The 15948-nt window shown below is 65.4% G+C and carries 15 protein-coding genes and 1 pseudogene; 12 read left to right on the top strand and 4 right to left on the bottom strand.

The features are described 5' to 3' along the window. Positions 1-81 precede the first annotated feature (81 nt). The 3 genes and pseudogenes from GH737_RS07340 to GH737_RS07330 form a co-directional block, all read left to right on the top strand. Positions 82-573, top strand: a pseudogene (locus GH737_RS07340) (MFS transporter); the annotation flags it as partial. Then, a complete protein-coding gene (cysK, locus tag GH737_RS07335; protein ID WP_155264193.1) occupies positions 573-1499 on the top strand; it encodes a cysteine synthase A in 927 nt (308 codons plus the stop codon). The pseudogene GH737_RS07340 and the gene cysK, both read left to right, overlap by 1 nt. 122 nt (positions 1500-1621) lie before the next feature. Continuing rightward, on the top strand, positions 1622-4291 hold the full coding sequence (locus GH737_RS07330) for a putative bifunctional diguanylate cyclase/phosphodiesterase (protein WP_196233039.1): 2670 nt from the start codon (positions 1622-1624) through the stop codon (positions 4289-4291). Positions 4292-4294: 3 nt separating this feature from the next. Here GH737_RS07330 and GH737_RS07325 read toward each other — a convergent pair whose 3' ends face one another. Both GH737_RS07325 and GH737_RS07320 read right to left on the bottom strand, forming a co-directional pair. Further along, on the bottom strand, positions 4295-5623 hold the full coding sequence (locus GH737_RS07325) for a L,D-transpeptidase family protein (RefSeq protein ID WP_196233038.1): 1329 nt from the start codon (positions 5621-5623) through the stop codon (positions 4295-4297). Between the two features lie 192 nt (positions 5624-5815). Next, positions 5816-6316 carry a hypothetical protein gene (locus tag GH737_RS07320; RefSeq protein WP_155264190.1) on the bottom strand — a complete coding sequence of 167 codons (501 nt, stop codon included), beginning with the start codon at positions 6314-6316 and terminating at the stop codon, positions 5816-5818. 178 nt (positions 6317-6494) lie between these two features. Between GH737_RS07320 and GH737_RS15230 the strand changes: the two genes are divergently transcribed. Continuing rightward, positions 6495-6641 (top strand): hypothetical protein, encoded by a 147-nt coding sequence (locus tag GH737_RS15230; RefSeq protein ID WP_196233037.1) that lies wholly within the window; start codon positions 6495-6497, stop codon positions 6639-6641. A 138-nt stretch (positions 6642-6779) separates the two neighbouring features. After that, positions 6780-7529 (top strand): class I SAM-dependent methyltransferase, encoded by a 750-nt coding sequence (locus tag GH737_RS07315; protein ID WP_155264189.1) that lies wholly within the window; start codon positions 6780-6782, stop codon positions 7527-7529. 3 nt (positions 7530-7532) lie between these two features. Here the strand turns inward: GH737_RS07315 and GH737_RS07310 are convergent, their stop codons facing one another. Next, positions 7533-9335: an acyl-CoA dehydrogenase C-terminal domain-containing protein gene (locus tag GH737_RS07310; RefSeq protein WP_155264188.1), complete on the bottom strand. Its 1803-nt coding sequence runs from the start codon at positions 9333-9335 to the stop codon at positions 7533-7535. A gap of 114 nt (positions 9336-9449) precedes the next feature. Here GH737_RS07310 and msrA point away from each other — a divergent pair, with 114 nt between their 5' ends. From msrA to GH737_RS07275, 7 genes are all read left to right on the top strand, one after another. Beyond that, positions 9450-10058, top strand: a complete 609-nt coding sequence (gene msrA, locus GH737_RS07305; protein WP_155264187.1) for a peptide-methionine (S)-S-oxide reductase MsrA — start codon at positions 9450-9452, stop codon at positions 10056-10058. A 141-nt stretch (positions 10059-10199) separates the two neighbouring features. Next, positions 10200-11648: an amidophosphoribosyltransferase gene (purF, locus tag GH737_RS07300; RefSeq protein WP_155264186.1), complete on the top strand. Its 1449-nt coding sequence runs from the start codon at positions 10200-10202 to the stop codon at positions 11646-11648. 115 nt (positions 11649-11763) lie between these two features. Continuing rightward, positions 11764-12480 carry an SDR family NAD(P)-dependent oxidoreductase gene (locus tag GH737_RS07295; RefSeq protein WP_155264185.1) on the top strand — a complete coding sequence of 239 codons (717 nt, stop codon included), beginning with the start codon at positions 11764-11766 and terminating at the stop codon, positions 12478-12480. A 70-nt stretch (positions 12481-12550) separates the two neighbouring features. Continuing rightward, entirely contained in the window at positions 12551-13072 is a 522-nt protein-coding gene (locus GH737_RS07290; RefSeq protein ID WP_155264184.1) for a hypothetical protein, read from the top strand. Positions 13073-13172: 100 nt separating this feature from the next. After that, positions 13173-13697: a DUF4142 domain-containing protein gene (locus tag GH737_RS07285; RefSeq protein WP_155264183.1), complete on the top strand. Its 525-nt coding sequence runs from the start codon at positions 13173-13175 to the stop codon at positions 13695-13697. Then, positions 13694-14023, top strand: coding sequence for a cupredoxin domain-containing protein (locus GH737_RS07280; protein ID WP_155264182.1), 330 nt, complete (start codon positions 13694-13696; stop codon positions 14021-14023). The genes GH737_RS07285 and GH737_RS07280 overlap by 4 nt, the downstream gene beginning before the upstream one ends. Positions 14024-14058: 35 nt before the next feature. Beyond that, positions 14059-14730 (top strand): RNA polymerase sigma factor, encoded by a 672-nt coding sequence (locus GH737_RS07275; protein ID WP_230558681.1) that lies wholly within the window; start codon positions 14059-14061, stop codon positions 14728-14730. Here the strand turns inward: GH737_RS07275 and GH737_RS07270 are convergent. Beyond that, on the bottom strand, positions 14720-15946 hold the full coding sequence (locus tag GH737_RS07270; RefSeq protein WP_155264180.1) for an SAM-dependent methyltransferase: 1227 nt from the start codon (positions 15944-15946) through the stop codon (positions 14720-14722). The two genes, GH737_RS07275 and GH737_RS07270, sit on opposite strands and share 11 nt — an antisense overlap. Positions 15947-15948 lie beyond the last annotated feature (2 nt).

Below are 15948 nucleotides of genomic sequence, written 5' to 3'. Positions count from 1 at the left end.
GGGTGGTGACAGGACGTGCATTTTTCGAGCGAACGGCGGCAGGAGGTCGATCGCGGCATTCTTGAGGAGCAGCTGTACCGGGGCCTGGGCCATTTGCGCGCCGCCCCGGCGGTCGGTGCGACGCTCACCGCTGCCTATTTTTCGATGCGGCCGCTCAGGCACAACGTCGGCGCGAAAATGCTCGCTGCCGTCGGCGTGTTCGGCGGAGCGACGATCCTCTTCGGCGTCTCGCGCTGGATGCCGCTGTCGCTCGCCTGCCTCGCGTTGCTCGGCGCCGCCGACATGTTCTCGGTCTATGTGCGCCAGTCGCTGATCCAGCTCTACACGCCCGACGAAATGCGCGGCCGGGTCGGCGCCGTCTCCTCGCTGTTCGTGTCCGCGTCCAACGAGCTCGGCGAGGCCGAGTCCGGCTTCCTGGGTGCGGTGATCGGACCGGTGCCGGCGGTGATCGCCGGCGGCGTGGGCGCGATCGCAATTGTCTTCCTGTGGTCGTGGTGGTTCCCGGAGCTGCGCCTTGCAAAAGGCTTCGAGGCATCCGATTTGCCCCCTGCACCACCGGAGGAGCCCGCTTGATGAAAGCCGCCAACGTCCTCGAGACCATCGGCAACACCCCGCACATCCGGATCAACCGCCTGTTCGGCGACCGCGCCGAAGTCTGGATGAAATCGGAGCGGGCGAATCCGGGCGGCTCGATCAAGGATCGAATCGCGCTCGCGATGATCGAAGACGCGGAGCGGAGCGGTAAGCTCAAGCCGGGCGGCACGATCATCGAGCCGACCTCGGGCAACACCGGAATCGGCCTTTCGATGGTCGCGGCGGTCAAAGGCTATAAATTGATCCTGGTCATGCCCGAGAGCATGAGCCTCGAGCGCCGCCGCCTGATGCTGGCTTATGGCGCGAAATTCGACCTGACCGCCAAGGAAAAGGGCATGTCGGGCGCGGTCGACCGAGCGAAGGAGCTGGTCGAGCAGACCCCCAACAGCTGGATGCCGCAGCAGTTCGACAATCCCGCAAACGTCGAGGCGCACCGACGCGGCACCGCGGCGGAGATCCTTCGCGACTTCGCCGACACGCCACTCGACGCGATCATCACCGGCGTCGGAACCGGCGGGCACATCACCGCGTGCGCCGAAGTGCTCAAGCCCGCCTGGCCGAACCTCAAGGTCTTCGCGGTCGAGCCGGCGCTTGCACCGCTGCTCAGCGGCGGCAAGGCAGGGCCGCACCCGATCCAGGGTCTCGGCGCCAACTTCATCCCGAGCATTCTCAACACCGACATTCTCGATGGCATCATTGACGTCGATGCGGGCGAAGCGAAGGAGATGGCGCGCCGAGCTGCCCGGGAGGAAGGACTGCTGATCGGCATATCGTCCGGCGCGGCGCTGGCCGGGGTCGCGCAGAAGCTGCCGGAGCTCGGCGACCACCCGCGCATCCTCACGTTCAACTACGATACGGGCGAGCGCTATTTGTCCGTCGCCGATTTCCTTCCCGAAGAAGCTTAAGCCGCCGATAACCGAGTTCGTTCGCGGCCCGGTTAACTCGCACGCCTTAAGCTCCCCGCATTGGGACCGCCGCATCCTGCTGCGGCCCTTGTTCGCGGGGTACCATGCGGCGCTCACGGTTCGTGAAAGCAATCGACGCGAAGGACGACCTTCGCCCGCGCTCCTCGGTGCGCGACGCCTTGTGGTTCGACCTGCACAGCCCCGACAGCAGTGACGAGCTCTCGCTCGCGGAATGGCGCCTCGCGGGCCTCGACCTCATCGCTCTCCTGCTTGGCTTCACCCACCTGATCTTCCTTGCAGCCTATGTGCTGCTGGCATCGGACGTCCCGAGCGCCTTCAACCTCGACAATCCGCTGATCCCGTCTGCGCTCTCCATCCTGCTCGACGCCGCTGCCGGCGCCGCGATGCTGATGCGACGGAAGTTCGATGTGCCGCCCCACAGCGTGATCCGCGCGTTGTGCGTCTATGTGGCGGTGAGCGGGCTGCTGTGGACGTGGTTCGGCCAGACGGTGCAGGACGACGGCTTCCTCGTTCCGATCGCGGCGGCGCAGATCATTCTCTGCGCCGGCATATCGATCGGCACCATCGTGTCGATCAGCTCGCCGCCGCTTGCAGTGGTCAATGCCATGGTCGCCACGGTTGCAGCGGCCGTGCTTGCCAATTCGCCGATCATTTCCAGCGGGGTCGCCATCCTTTCGCTCGCGCTCGTCGGCTACAGTATTGCCGGAACGCGCCAGATCATCGCCACGGGAAGGATCCGGCTCAACCTCGAAGCCATGGCGCGCAAGGCGCTCCACTTCGTCGACGAGTTCGAGAACAGCGGGCGCGGATGGTTCTGGGAAACGGATTCGCTCGGCACGCTCTCCTACGTCTCGCAGCAGCTCGCCGACGATTTCCAGAGCGAGCCGGACGCGCTCCTCGGCCGACAGTTCACCGACCTCCTGTCGGTCGACCATGCCTCGGACTCGATGGAAGAGCGCAAGACGCTCGGCTTCCATCTGTCGGCGCGCTTCCCCTTTTCCGACGTGGTCGTCCGGCCGGCGAGCGAGGAAGACGTGCACTGGTCGCTGTCGGGCAACCCCATCTTCGACGAGCGCGGCCGCTTCCTCGGTTTTCGCGGAATCGGCACCGACCTCACCGAGCAGCGCAAGGCCGACCGCGAGATAAGCCGTCTCGCCCGCTTCGATTCGCTGACCGGCCTGCCCAACCGCGCGATGATGCGCCAGACGCTCGACGACGCGCTGCGCAACTCGGCCCATCGCCAGAAGGGCCTCGCGCTGTTCATGATCGACCTCGACCGGTTCAAGAACGTCAACGATACGCTCGGCCACCCGATCGGCGATGCGCTGCTCCGGCAGGTTGCCGACCGGTTGAAGTCGGTGATGGGCAACCACGGCCAGGTAGGGCGGCTCGGGGGCGACGAGTTCCAGGCGGTGCTCCCCGGTGCCGTCGATATCGGCCTGCTCGAATCACTCGCGCGGACATTGATCGAGCAGGTCTCACGGCCGTACGTGATCGAAGGGCACAAGGTGACGATCGGGGCGTCGCTCGGAATCGCGATCGGCGACCCCGGCCGCGCCAGCGCCGACGCGCTCGTGCGCAATGCCGACCTCGCCCTTTATGCCGCAAAAGCCGCGGGCCGCGGCAAACATTGCATCTATCAGCCTTCGATGCACAGCGAGGCGGCCGAGCGCCAGCTGCTCGAGAACGATCTTCGCCAGGCGATCGAGCGCGGCGAGCTTGCGGTGCACTATCAGCCGATTGTCCGCGCCGCCGGCGAGGAGATTTCGGGCTTCGAGGCGCTTGTGCGATGGCAGCATCCGACGCGCGGAGCCGTGCCGCCGGCCAAATTCATACCGCTGGCGGAAGAAGCCGGCCTGATCGGCAAGATCGGCGAATGGGTGCTTCGCACGGCGCTCGAGGAAGCCGCCCACTGGCCGGATCAGGTCCGGGTCGCGGTCAATCTGTCCCCGCTCCAATTCAACGACCCGACCGTTGCGGCCATGGTCGGGAAGCACCTCGGCGAAACCGGCGTTCGGCCCGAGCGGCTCGAGCTCGAGATCACCGAAGGCGTGTTCCTGGCAGAGGGCGATTCGACCGACGAAACCTTCGCGAAGCTCAAGAAGCTCGGAGTCCGCCTCGCCCTCGACGATTTCGGGACCGGCTACAGCTCCTTGGGCTATTTGAAGAAGGCGCCGTTCGACAAGATCAAGATCGACCAGAGCTTCGTCCGCGGCGCCGCCTCGACCACCGTCCGCAATGCGGCGATCATCCGCGCCATCGTCACACTGGCGGAAACCCTCGGGATGGATACCTGCGCCGAGGGTGTCGAGACCCACGACGACCTGCACCTGATCCGAGAACTCGGCGTCAGCATGGTCCAGGGCTACATCTTCGGGAAGCCGAGCGAATCATCCATCGCCCGCGAGCTCGCCAACAGCGTCAGGGTCGAGGCCGACGGCTTCGCCTGCAGCCGCGAGCCGCGTCATCGCCTGATGAGGCGCGCGCTCACCTGCATCGACGGGGTCATGGTCGAGCTGAAGTTGCGCAACATTTCGTCGATGGGTGCGCTGGTCGAATGCCATCTCCCGGTCTCCCCAGGGACCGAACTGGGCATCGACGTTGTCGGCGTCGGGCCGGTGCGCGGGATCGTCCGCTGGGCCCAGGCCGGCAAGTTCGGAGTCCAGTTCGATCAGCAGTTCGATCTCACGCAGCTCGCGCCGAAAAAGGAGCGGCGAACGGACGTGCAGATGCTGACCCCGTCGTACCTCAGTCAGCGCAAGGCGAGCTAGCGGTCAGAGTGCCGCTAGGCGGCGCACCTCGGCCCGATCCTTGCCGTAGAAATCGTCGAAATAGACGATCGACGTGCCGCTAGGCACCGCGGTGAGATAGGTAATGTAGATCGGCACCGGCTCCGGCAGGTTCACTTTCTGCTCGGGCCTCGCGCCCTGCGCCCTGGGCGCATGGCCGTTGAACAGCCAGCGGGCAAAGCGCGGCGCATCCTCGAGCCTGACGCAGCCGTTGCTCTGCAGCCGCGCCGCTTCCTCGATCTTTTCCTTCTCCGGCGTGTCGTGGAGCCAGATTCCCTGCTTGTTGGGAAACATGAACTTCATCCGCCCCATCGAGTTGGCCGGGCCGGGCTTCTGCCGCATCCGCACCTCGACGCGGCCGGCAGCGACCGCGCGCCAGTCGATCGACATTGGGTCGATCACGTGCGCGTGGTCTGACCAGTCGGACAGCACCTCGTAACCTCTCTTCTTGAAGTAAGCGCGGCCTTCCTTGAGGATGGTCGGGGCGAGGCGCCTGGAGGTGATGTCCGGCGGCGAGTTCCAATATGGGTTCAACGCCACGTAGCGGATGAACGCGTTCATCATCGGCGTCTGTGCGATCGCATCCGAGCGGCCCGCGACGACCCGCATCGAATCGACCACCTGCCCGTCCTCGTACATGTACAGCCGCGCCGCGGGCGGGTTTACGATCACGTAGCGGCCGGTGCCCGCCGGAAGCGCGCGTGCGCGTTCCATGTTGAGCTCGAGCAGCCGGCGTTCTGCTTCGCTCCGGTACATGCGGCTGGCAATCGCGGCGCGCAGCTTGGCGTAGATCGGATTCATCCAGCCCATGTTCTGGACATAGTCGGACAGCGAGCCGGCGCGTGCCGCCGCGCGTAACAGCTCGCCGGTCGACGGCGGAGCCGGCCTCAGCTGTGGATCGACGTAGATGATTCCGCCCGGATCGTGCCTCTGGTCGCGCGCGTATGCGACGAAGGCCTCGCTCAGCATGGTCTCGGCGCGCTGCACGGCACCCGGGCCTCCGTCCCGGGCCCGTTCGACGGCGCGGCGGAGCGCTTTCACGTTGTAGCGCTTGGGGTTCAGCCGGTCGGCCTCGGCCGTCGCGAGAAGCGAAATCAGCTGCTGTTCCGCGGCTCCGGCGCTCGGCGAAAACCACAGCGGCGCTCCGCCGCGGGCGCGATAGAAGGCTGCGACCTCGCCTTGAGACGAGCGCGATGAAGCTGCCGCCGCCGGCGCCGGCGTCGCGGCGCCCGCCAGTGGCAACGCCAGCGCTGCGGCAAGGCCGAGCGCGAGAAACCCGTTCAGCGGCTGAGCGCCGCGCAGAAGCTTACCCATTGATCCCTTCGTTTCCAGATGACGCGGCATTGGCGCCCGCTGACGTCATGAACGCACAAGTCGTCCAACTGTTTATCCGCCGCGCGGCTGAACCTGCAATGTCCGATTCCTCATCTCCTCGCAGCGGCTTGGCCCATGCGCACAAAAAGAGCGCCGGCGATGCCGGCGCTCCTCCTTGCTAAATGTCGCCTGTTAGTAGCGGCGATTGATATCAACGTCGCGGACGTAACCGCGGGAATCGACGTCGCACCTGAAGGACAGGTCGGCCGCCGCACTGTAGCCGTAGGCGAGCGACCCGTACGCGCCGACGCCATAAGGACCGTAATTATTGTAGGCGGTGCGGCCGCTGGACGCGAGGCCGGTGATTCGCATGCCGCCGGACCGCGTCGGAATCTCGCGGTTCACGCTCAGCACGCGCCCGTAGCTGTTCGTCGGGATGCCGATGAGCGAGCCGAGAATGCTGGCCAGGCTCGTGCGGTTGTAAAGACGGCTCTGCACTGCGGCGGTGCACTGCTGCGCCGCGACGGCGGGGTTCACCGTATAGGGGGTGTAGGCGTTGTAGGCGCCATAAACACTGCCGTAGGGATTATAGGTGCTGTAGCCGTAAGGATAGTATTGGGCCGCCGCAGGCGCCGCACTCGCAATTGCCGCGAGACCGGCAGCGCCGGCGAACATTTTCGTGATCGTATGCATGGCTCTTTTCCTCCTTCCAACACGGTTGGAGCCTTTGCCCTAAAAACGATTTTCCGGAGGGGATGGGGCATCGCTCGTCGCGCCAGGCGGGCAGACCGTCGCGGCATGGTGAACCACGGTTGAACATGGCGTACTTACCGCCGCCTAAGTTGCTGAGGTGTCAGCATTTCACATCGCCATGGTAGCGTTTCGGTGCTATGTCTTCCCCCGGGAGAAGGGGGAGGTTGTCATGGGCAGCACGTTCGGAAACTGGCGCAGCGCGGCGGTCGGGGTGGGCCTGACGGTGGTCGTCCTCGGGACGGGACTGGCGCTCGCCTTTTTGTAAGCGCTCGGCGTTTCCCGTTCATGGCCTGAGCGTCGAAACCTCGGGCTCGTAGAACTGCGGCGCGATTTCGTCGAATGTCGCTCCTCGTCCGCGGCGAACTGCGCGACGGGACCTGCTGCCTCAAGCAGGAGCAGCCGCATGCACCGCTTCGCCTTCTTCCTGGCCCCGTTCGTCCTCGCCCTTCCCGCGTGCCACGGGCCGCAACCGAACCAGTCCGAGATCATCGCTCAGGCGGTTGCCGACCCGGCACGGCCGGCGGGCTACCGCGCAGCCGACGAGTTCCGCAAGCCGGCCGAGACTCTCGCTTTCGCCGGCGTTCGCCCGGGGATGGTGGTCGGGGAATTCTACCCAGCCGGCGGCTATTTCACGCGCATGCTGAGCGACGTGGTCGGGCCGGAGGGCCACATTTACGCAGTCGAGAACAAGGGCTGGAATGATTCCGTCAAGGACGACCGCGCAATGCTTGCCGAAGGCAGGTGGAAGAATGTCTCGCTCGATGTCCAGCCGTTCGGCACCGTCAGCTTCCCCAAACCGCTCGACATCGCGTGGGTCACGCAGAATTATCACGACCTGAAGATCCCCGAGTACGGCAATGTCGACACGGTGGCGTTCGACCGCGGGGTCTACGCAGCGCTGAAGCCGGGCGGGATCTTCCTTGTGCTCGATCACCAGGGGTGGTCCGGGATGACGGCCGCCGACATCGCCAAGGTGCACCGCATCGACAAGGCGCAGGTGATCCGCGAGGTCACCTCCGCCGGGTTCCAGCTCGCCGGCGAAGGCACGTTCCTGAACCGACCGTCAGACGACCATCACCTGCCCATCTTCGACAACAAGGTGCGCGGGCACACCGATCAGTATGTGCTCAAGTTCGTGAAACCGGAGAAGTAGCGGCTAGAAGGCGTCTGCCGGGATCTTCATCAGCGTTTCGGCTCCTGCCTCCACCTTCCGGCGCAGCGCAGTCGACAGCGGCAGCTCGCGCTCCGCGTAGAAACGCGCGGTCACGAGCTTCGCCTCGTAGAAGTCGCTGCCTTCCTTACCACCGCCATCCGCGAGCGCTTCTGCCGCGGCGCGCGCCATCCTGAGCCACATCAATCCGAGCGACACCAGGCCCATCAGGTCCATGTAAGCGTAGGCACCGGCGCCGGCATTGTCCGGGTCGGCGGGAGCATTCTTCGCGAGCCATATCGTCGCCGCCTGGAGGTCCTGCAGGGCCGGCTCCAACGCAGCAGCGATCCCAGCCGGGTCCCCGCCCTGTCTGGCTTCCGCAATCTCGCTGCCGAGCAGCTCCAGGTAGGCGCGGATCGCGCGGCCGTCGTCGCGCGGGAGCTTGCGGCCGACGAGGTCCATCGCCTGGATACCGTTGGTGCCCTCGTAGATCTGGGTGATGCGGGCGTCGCGGACGAACTGCTCGATGCCGTGCTCGCGGATGTAGCCGTGGCCGCCGAAGACCTGCTGCGCGTGAACTGCGGCCTGGAAGCCCTTGTCGGTAAGATAGCCCTTGATGACCGGGGTGACGATGCCGAGAAGGTCGTCTGCCTGCTGCCGCTCGGCGTCGTCGGGCGACCGGCGGACCAGGTCGACCAGCAGCGAGCCCCACAGGCACAGGGCGCGCCCCGCCTCGTTCCACGCGCGCGATTCCATGAGCATGCGGCGGACGTCCGGATGGACGATGATCGGATCGGCCTTTGCACCCGGCTCCCGCTCGGCTGGGTCGAGCGCTTTCCCCTGCCGCCGCTCGCGCGCGTAGGCGACCGCGTTCTGGTAGGCGACTTCGCCCTGGGCGAGGCCCTGCAGCCCGACTCCGAGGCGTGCAGCGTTCATCATAATGAACATCGCCTGCAGCCCCTTCTCGCCCTCGCCCACGAGCCAGCCCTTGGCGCCGTCATAGTTCATCACGCAGGTCGCATTGCCGTGAATACCCATCTTCTTCTCGAGCGCCCCGCACGAGACGGCGTTGCGCTCGCCGAGACTGCCGTCCTCGTTGATGAGGAACTTGGGCACGACGAACAGGCTGATGCCCTTGACATCGTCCGGCGCCCCGGCGCGCTTGGCGAGGACCAGGTGGATGATGTTTTCGCTGAGGTCGTGCTCGCCCGATGAGATGAAGATCTTGGTGCCCGTGATCGAATAGCTGCCGTCGTCGTTCGGCTCGGCGCGGGTCTTGAGCAGCCCGAGGTCGGTGCCGCAGTGCGGCTCGGTGAGATTCATTGTGCCGGTCCATTTTCCGGTCACCATGTTCGGAACGAAGCGCTGCTTCAGCTCATCCGACGCCTTGACCAGCAGCGACGCGATCGCTCCGGCGGTCAGGCCCTGGTACATCTCGAAGCTGTGGTTGGCGGAAAGGACATATTCTCCGATCGCGGTTCCGATCACCTGAGGAAGGCCCTGCCCGCCATATTCCTCGGGAGCGGTGAGCGTCGGCCAGCCTGCCTCGCACCATTGCTCGTACGCTTCCTTAAAGCCCGGCGGCGTCGTCACCGAACCGTCGTCGGCGCGCTTGCAGCCGACCTCGTCGCCAACCCGGTTGAGCGGCTGCAGCACTTCCTCGCAAAAGCGCCCCGCTTCTTCGAGAATCGCCTCGACCACGTCGGGCGAAGCATTCGCGAAACCCGGCAGGTTGGAATAGCGGCTGAGCCCAAGCACCTCGTCGAGGATGAAGCGCGTTTCCCGAACGGGCGCGTGGTAGATCGGCATGCGAACTTACTCCTTTGTCAGTATAGTCCTATTGAGCAACCGAACTGCCGTCCAGCATGTGCATCCGATGTTCAGCGGATTTCGCATAGTGAAGCGCATTGGAGGAGAGGACCGATGAGACGCACCGCCGCTTTGCTTGCCGGAGCCTTGCTGACCCTTCCCCTCGGCGGAGCGACCGGTGCGCCGGCGCGGACGGAAACGGCGGTGCTCGCCGGCGGTTGCTTCTGGGGCATGGAGTTGGTGTTCGAGCATGTGAAGGGCGTCAGCGCCGTCACCTCGGGCTATGCCGGCGGAAGCGCCAAAGATGCGCGTTACGACAAGGTCAGCTCAGAGGGGACCGGGCATGCGGAAGCGGTGAAGATCAGCTACGATCCCTCGAAGATCAGCTACGGCAAGCTTCTGCAGATCTATTTCACGGTCGCGCACGACCCGACGCAGGTAAATCGGCAAGGGCCCGACACCGGGCCGAGCTATCGCTCCGCAATCTATCCGCAGAACGCCGCGCAGGAGAAGTTCGCCCGCGCCTATATCCAGCACCTCAACGCCGCCCGCATCTGGCGAGCGCCGATCGCCACCCGGATTGAGCATGGCGCCTTTTACCCTGCCGAATCCTATCACCAGAGCTTCGCCGAGAAGCACCCCAACTTCCCGTACATCGTCGTCAACGATCGGCCGAAGATTGCCGCACTGCGACAAAAATTCCCGGCCCTTTACAAGGGTTAAGCCCTCTAAGCGGTTAAGATTTCACGATTTATTCAGGCGAGGGGCGACAAGGACCGGCCCGCCGCCTATATGGCGGGCGTGAGTTTCAGGGACAGTCCCTCGTGAGGGACCCGTCCCTTTGGGAGGCGAGAACCCGGACCGATGCTGACGACCAATCCGTTCGATGACGACAAGCTGCGCGAGGAGTGCGGCGTTTTCGGAATCTGGGGCGCCGACAATGCGGCAAGCTTCGTCGCTCTGGGGCTTCACGCGCTCCAGCACCGCGGCCAGGAAGCGGCCGGAATCACCAGCTTCGACGGCCAATATTTCCACTCGCACCGCGCAATGGGCCATGTCGCCGGGAATTTCGACCGCGACGATGTGATCCGCCGCCTCGCCGGCCGCTCCTCCATCGGACACGTCCGCTATTCGACGACGGGCGAAACCGCGCTACGCAACGTGCAGCCTCTGTTCGCCGAGCTCGCCGAGGGCGGGTTCGCGGTCGCGCACAACGGCAACCTCTCCAACGCCATGAAGCTTCGGCGGACTCTCAACCGACGCGGCTCAATCTTCCAGTCGACCAGCGACACAGAGGTGATCATCCACCTCGTCGCGACCTCCCATTTCACCAATACACTGGACCGGCTCACCGATGCGCTGAAACAAGTCGAAGGCGCCTATTCGCTCGTAGTGCTGACCGAGGAAGGCCTGATCGCCTGCCGTGATCCGCTCGGCATCCGGCCGCTGGTCATGGGCAAGCTCGGCGAGGCGACGATTTTCGCGAGCGAGACCGTGGCACTCGACGTGATCGGCGCGAGCTTCCTGCGCGACGTCGATCCCGGCGAGGTCATCATCGTCAACGATGGCGGCATCCGCTCCTTCCGGCCGTTCGAGAACATGAAATCGCGGCCGTGCATCTTCGAGCACGTCTATTTCTCGCGCCCCGACAGCATCGCCGAGGGTGTTTCGGTCTATGAAGTCCGCAAGAACATTGGCGCCGAGCTTTCGCGCGAGGCGCCGGTGGAGGCCGATTACGTCGTCCCGGTGCCCGACAGCGGCGTTCCGGCGGCACTCGGCTTTTCGCAGGAAAGCGGAATCCCGTTCGAGCTCGGGATCATTCGTTCGCATTATGTCGGGCGGACTTTCATCCAGCCGAGCCAGGAAGTCCGGCACCTCGGCGTCAAGCTCAAGCACAACGCCAATTCGGCGCTGGTCGACGGCAAGAGGATCGTGCTGGTCGACGATTCGATCGTGCGCGGCACGACGAGCGTGAAGCTGGTCCAGATGATGCGCGACGCAGGCGCCCGCGAGGTCCACATGCGGATCGCTTCTCCGCCGACCAAGCACAGCTGTTTCTACGGTGTCGACACGCCCGAGCGCGCCAAGCTGCTCGCAGCGCAGATGAATGTCGATCAGATGCGCGACTACATCAACGCCGACAGTCTGGCCTTCATTTCGATCGAGGGGCTGTATCGGGCGCTCGGGCAGGAGCGCGATGCTGCGCAGCCGCAGCGCTGCGACGCCTGCTTCACCGGCGTCTATCCGACCACGCTCACCGACGTGTCGGAGAAGGAGAAAGGCGCGCCGCTGGCATTGGTGGCGAGCCGCTGACAATTTTCGTCATTCCCGCGAAAGCGGGAACCTGGCTTTCTTCTCTTGTGCTGGGCCCCCGCTTCCGCGGGGATGATGATTTGAAGATGCGCTCCTCTGCAGTAGGGACCCGTCGATGACTCAAAGCAAACCGCTCGAGGGCAAGCTCGCCCTTGTCACCGGCGCATCGCGCGGCATCGGTGCCGCGACCGCGGAGGCGCTCGCCGCCGAAGGGGCGCACGTGGTTCTCGTCGCGCGCACCGCCTCGGCGCTCGAGGAGGTCGAGGAGCGCATTCACCAGGCCGGCGGCACTGCGACGATCGCGCCGCTCGATCTCACCGAAGGCGAGAGCATCGGCAAGATCGCGGTGGCGATCGGCGAGCGCTGGGACAAGCTCGACATCCTCGTGCTGAATGCCGCGATGCTGGGATCGCTGTCGCCCGTGCAGGACATCGACCCGAAGGAATATTCGCGCCTTTTGAGCCTCAACCTGCTCGCCAACCAGGCACTGATCGCCGCGTTCGATCCGCTGCTCAAGCGGGCCGACCGGGCCGACGTAGTCGCGCTCAGTTCCTCGGTCGGCGCCGATCCGCGCGCCTTTTGGGGGGCGTACGGATCGTCCAAGGCTGCGCTCGAAGCGCTGCTCGGCGCTTATGCCGACGAGACCGAATATACCGGGCGGCTGCGTGTCCACATCATCGACCCGGGCGCAACGCGAACCCGCATGCGCGCGCTCGCTTTCCCCGGCGAAGAGCCGGAGAGCGTGAAGCCGCCGGAGGTGGTGGCGGGCGCCATCGTGGAGCGCCTGACCGCCGACACCCCGAGCGGCGAAAAGCTGCGCGTTGAGGCCTGAACCCCTTCCCTCCAGCTATGCTATATTCGCGGCGGGGCACGATTCGCCCTCGTTCTGAAGGGGGAGTGACATGGTCGGTACAATTGCTGCGCTCCTGATGAGCGCCGGAGCAAGCCTTCCCGCGGCGAATCTCGCAGCGGCCGAATTGCCGAAGGTCTTCGAAGCGGCGTGCCTCGATGGCGAGGCGAAGCTGGCGCCCGGCTCGGCTGCCCAAATCAGCTTCGATGCACTTCCGGGCGCGCTGCAGCAGAGCCTCGGCAGGCCCGCGTCTGGACAGGTGTGGCGGCTGAACGGCCCCGGCCGCGCCTTCCTTTACCTGCTGACTTACGAGCCTAGTCCCAACAACAACCCGCGGATCTGCGGCCTGGCGTCGGACGAAATGGATTACACTCCGGCGGCCGACGCCGTGGAACTTCGCGTCACCGGGGCGGTGCGTCCGCGCGCCACGCGGACGATCGAGTGGCTGAGCCTGGAGGGCGGCTACAACGCCCTCGCCACGACGACAGGCGACTTCAAGGTCCTGCAGGTCAACTGGCTCAGCGACGAGCAACGCGCCGCGGCACGAAGAGCGTTGCAGCCGGTCGTCCCTTAAACGGGCGGCGGCGCCGAGCGGCTTTGTAATTCGAGGAGCTTCGGGAACCTTATTCCTGACGGTGCCGTCAAAGTCTCCGTAGAACATCGGGAGACTTTCCATGACAAGAGCTGCTCTCTTCATTGCTGCCGCCGCAGGCGCGCTCGCCATTTCTGCTCCGGCGCAGGCGGCCGCCGGGCCGACCGACCCGCAGATCGCCCACATCGCCTACACCGCCGGAAGCATCGATATTGCCGCGGCCAAGCAGGCGCTGAAAGTGTCGCACAACGCGACGGTGCGGGACTTCGCGCAGCAGATGGTGCGCGACCACGAGGCGGTGAACGCCAAGGCGCTCGCGCTGGTCAAGAAGCTGCATGTGACGCCGGAAGCGAACGCGACGAGCGCGAGCCTCAGCAAATCCGCCAACGCAGAACTCGCGAAGCTGAGCAAGCTGAAGGGCGCTGCGTACGATCGCGAATATCTCAACAACGAGGTTGCCTTTCACAAGGCCGTCAACGGCGCGCTCAAGTCGACGCTGATCCCGTCCGCGGACAACGCAGAGCTGAAATCGCTGCTCGAGACCGGGCTGTCGCTCTTCCAGGAGCACCAGGCCCACGCCGAGCAGGTCGCGGCGAAACTGAAATGAGCTTGCTCCCGCGGCGCATACCCCTGTTCGCCGTGGTTGCCGGCGCGCTGCTGCCGGTTGCCCCCCCGATGCCGGCAGCAGCCGCTACGCACGTAGTGGTGATCGACAAGATGAAATACGCCCCGGTGCCGCCGCTGAAGGTCGGCGACACCGTGGTGTTCCTGAACAACGACATGTTCCGGCACACCGTCACCGAGACGAAGAACCGCTTCAACCTGGACCTGATGCCGGGCGCCAAAGGCAGCCTGAAGGTAAACTCTGCCGGCAAGGCGGACTTTTACTGCAAGTATCATCCAGGCATGCGCGGGAGTATGATCGCGAAATGAGCACGAAGCGGCCACTTGCACTCGATTATGCCGCCATGAGCGACGCCGATCTGGCACGCTGCTGCGCCGCGGGCGATGGCGAAGCCGTTCGGCACCTCGTCACCGCCAACAACCAGCGCCTGTTTCGAACCGCCTGGAGCATCCTCAAGAACCGGCAGGAAGCGGAGGACGTGCTGCAATCCGCTTATGCCAGCGCACTGCGCGCGATCGGCTCCTTCGAAGCCCGGTCGACTCTTACCACGTGGCTGACGCGAATCACGATCAACGAGGCGCTCGCGCGGCGGCGCGTGCAGCAGCGGCGGCGCAAGCACCTCGAAGCGGAAGGAGTACAGGTGCTCGAAACCTATCGTGAGCAGCTGGCCAAGGGATCGCAGGCGCCGAGCCCCGAAGCGGAAGCGGCGCGCGAGCAACTGCGGTCAATCCTCGAACGGGCGATCGGCGATTTGCCGGAAAGTTTCCGAACCGTCTTCGTGCTCCACGAAATCGAGGGCGTGTCGGTCGAGGATACGGCCTACACACTCGATATCCCCACGGGCACGGTGAAGACGCGGCTGATGCGTGCCCGAAAGAAGCTGCAGCAGGCGCTCGCCCCCGAAGTGCGCTCGGCGTTGACCGGCACCTTCCCGTTCGCTGGCGTCGATTGCGCCCGCCTGACCGAGCAGGTGATGCGGTCGTTCGTCGCGCCGGGACGCGAGGCTAGCTCCTGATGATCGTCACCTGGGCGACGTCGATGGCGCCCCCGCGAAAGCCGCCTTCGCAATACATGAGATAGTAGCGCCACAGGTCGTGGAACGGCTCGGCGAAGCCTTTCAGCGCGCCGCGCGCAACCGCTTGGTTGTAGTGTTCGCGCCAGCGCTTCAACGTCTCGGCATAATCGCGGCCGAATCCGTCGCGATCCTCCCAGGACAAGCCCCGCTCGCTGGCGAGCGCGGCGAACCGAGGCTCGTCGAGCAGGCAGCCACCGGGGAAGATGTAGGTCTGGATGAAATCGGCGTTGCGGGCATAGCCGTCGAACATGTGATGGCGGATGCTGATGAACTGCAGCGCGGCGCGGCCACCGCTTTTGAGGTTGCGCGCGATGCTGTCGAGGTAGGCACCCCACCAGCGCTGTCCGACCGCTTCGACCATTTCCACCGAGGCGACCGCGTCGAACTGCTCGGCGGTCTCGCGATAGTCCTGCAGGCGAATTTCGATTTGGCCGCTCAGGCCCGCTTCGCCGATCTTGCGCTCCGCCCATGCCTTTTGTTCGGCGGAGAGCGTGAGTCCGACCACCGACGCGCCGCGCCTGGCAGCCTCTATCGCCAGCGTCCCCCAGCCGCAGCCGATGTCCAGCAGTCGGTGACCAGCCTTGAGGTCGAGGCGGTCGAGGAGCGTGTGTATCTTGCGGAGCTGCGCGGCTTCCAGGCTGTCGTGCGGGTTCGCAAAGCGCGCGCTCGAATAGGTCATGGTCGCATCGAGCCAGGCGGAATAGAAGTCATTGCCGAGGTCGTAATGGGCGGCGATGTTCTGTCGCGCCTTGCGTGGGGCGTTGTCGCGCAACCGATGCGCGAGCGCGTTGACCCAGCGGAACGCCCCTTTCGCACGGCCGATGTCGCCGAGCGGCGCTGAATTCGCAGAGAAGATTTCGAATAGCGCGACCGGATCTGAGCTCGACCACTCACCGAGCGCCCACGCCTTGTACCAGCCGACCGAGCCGGAGGTCGCGAGCCGCACGAGTGCCATCCAGCTCGAGATATGGACGGCCGCATGCGCCCCCCTGGCGCGGAAGCCGAGGCGGCGATTCGACCCGTCCGGGAGCGTCGTCTCGAGCCCGCCGCATTCGAGCCGCCGGTCGATCTGGTCGAGCACCCGCGTGATCGCGGGGGCGCTGAGGCGCGCAACCAGGCCGCCGCCGGTGGCGAACCGCCGATCCGCGCGCACCAGAT

The sequence above is a fragment of the Sphingomonas segetis genome (assembly GCF_009720245.1).
GTDB lineage: Bacteria > Pseudomonadota > Alphaproteobacteria > Sphingomonadales > Sphingomonadaceae > Sphingomicrobium > Sphingomicrobium segetis.
Note: the sequence above shows the minus strand (reverse complement) of the source record. Positions and strands in the feature narration are given on the sequence as shown.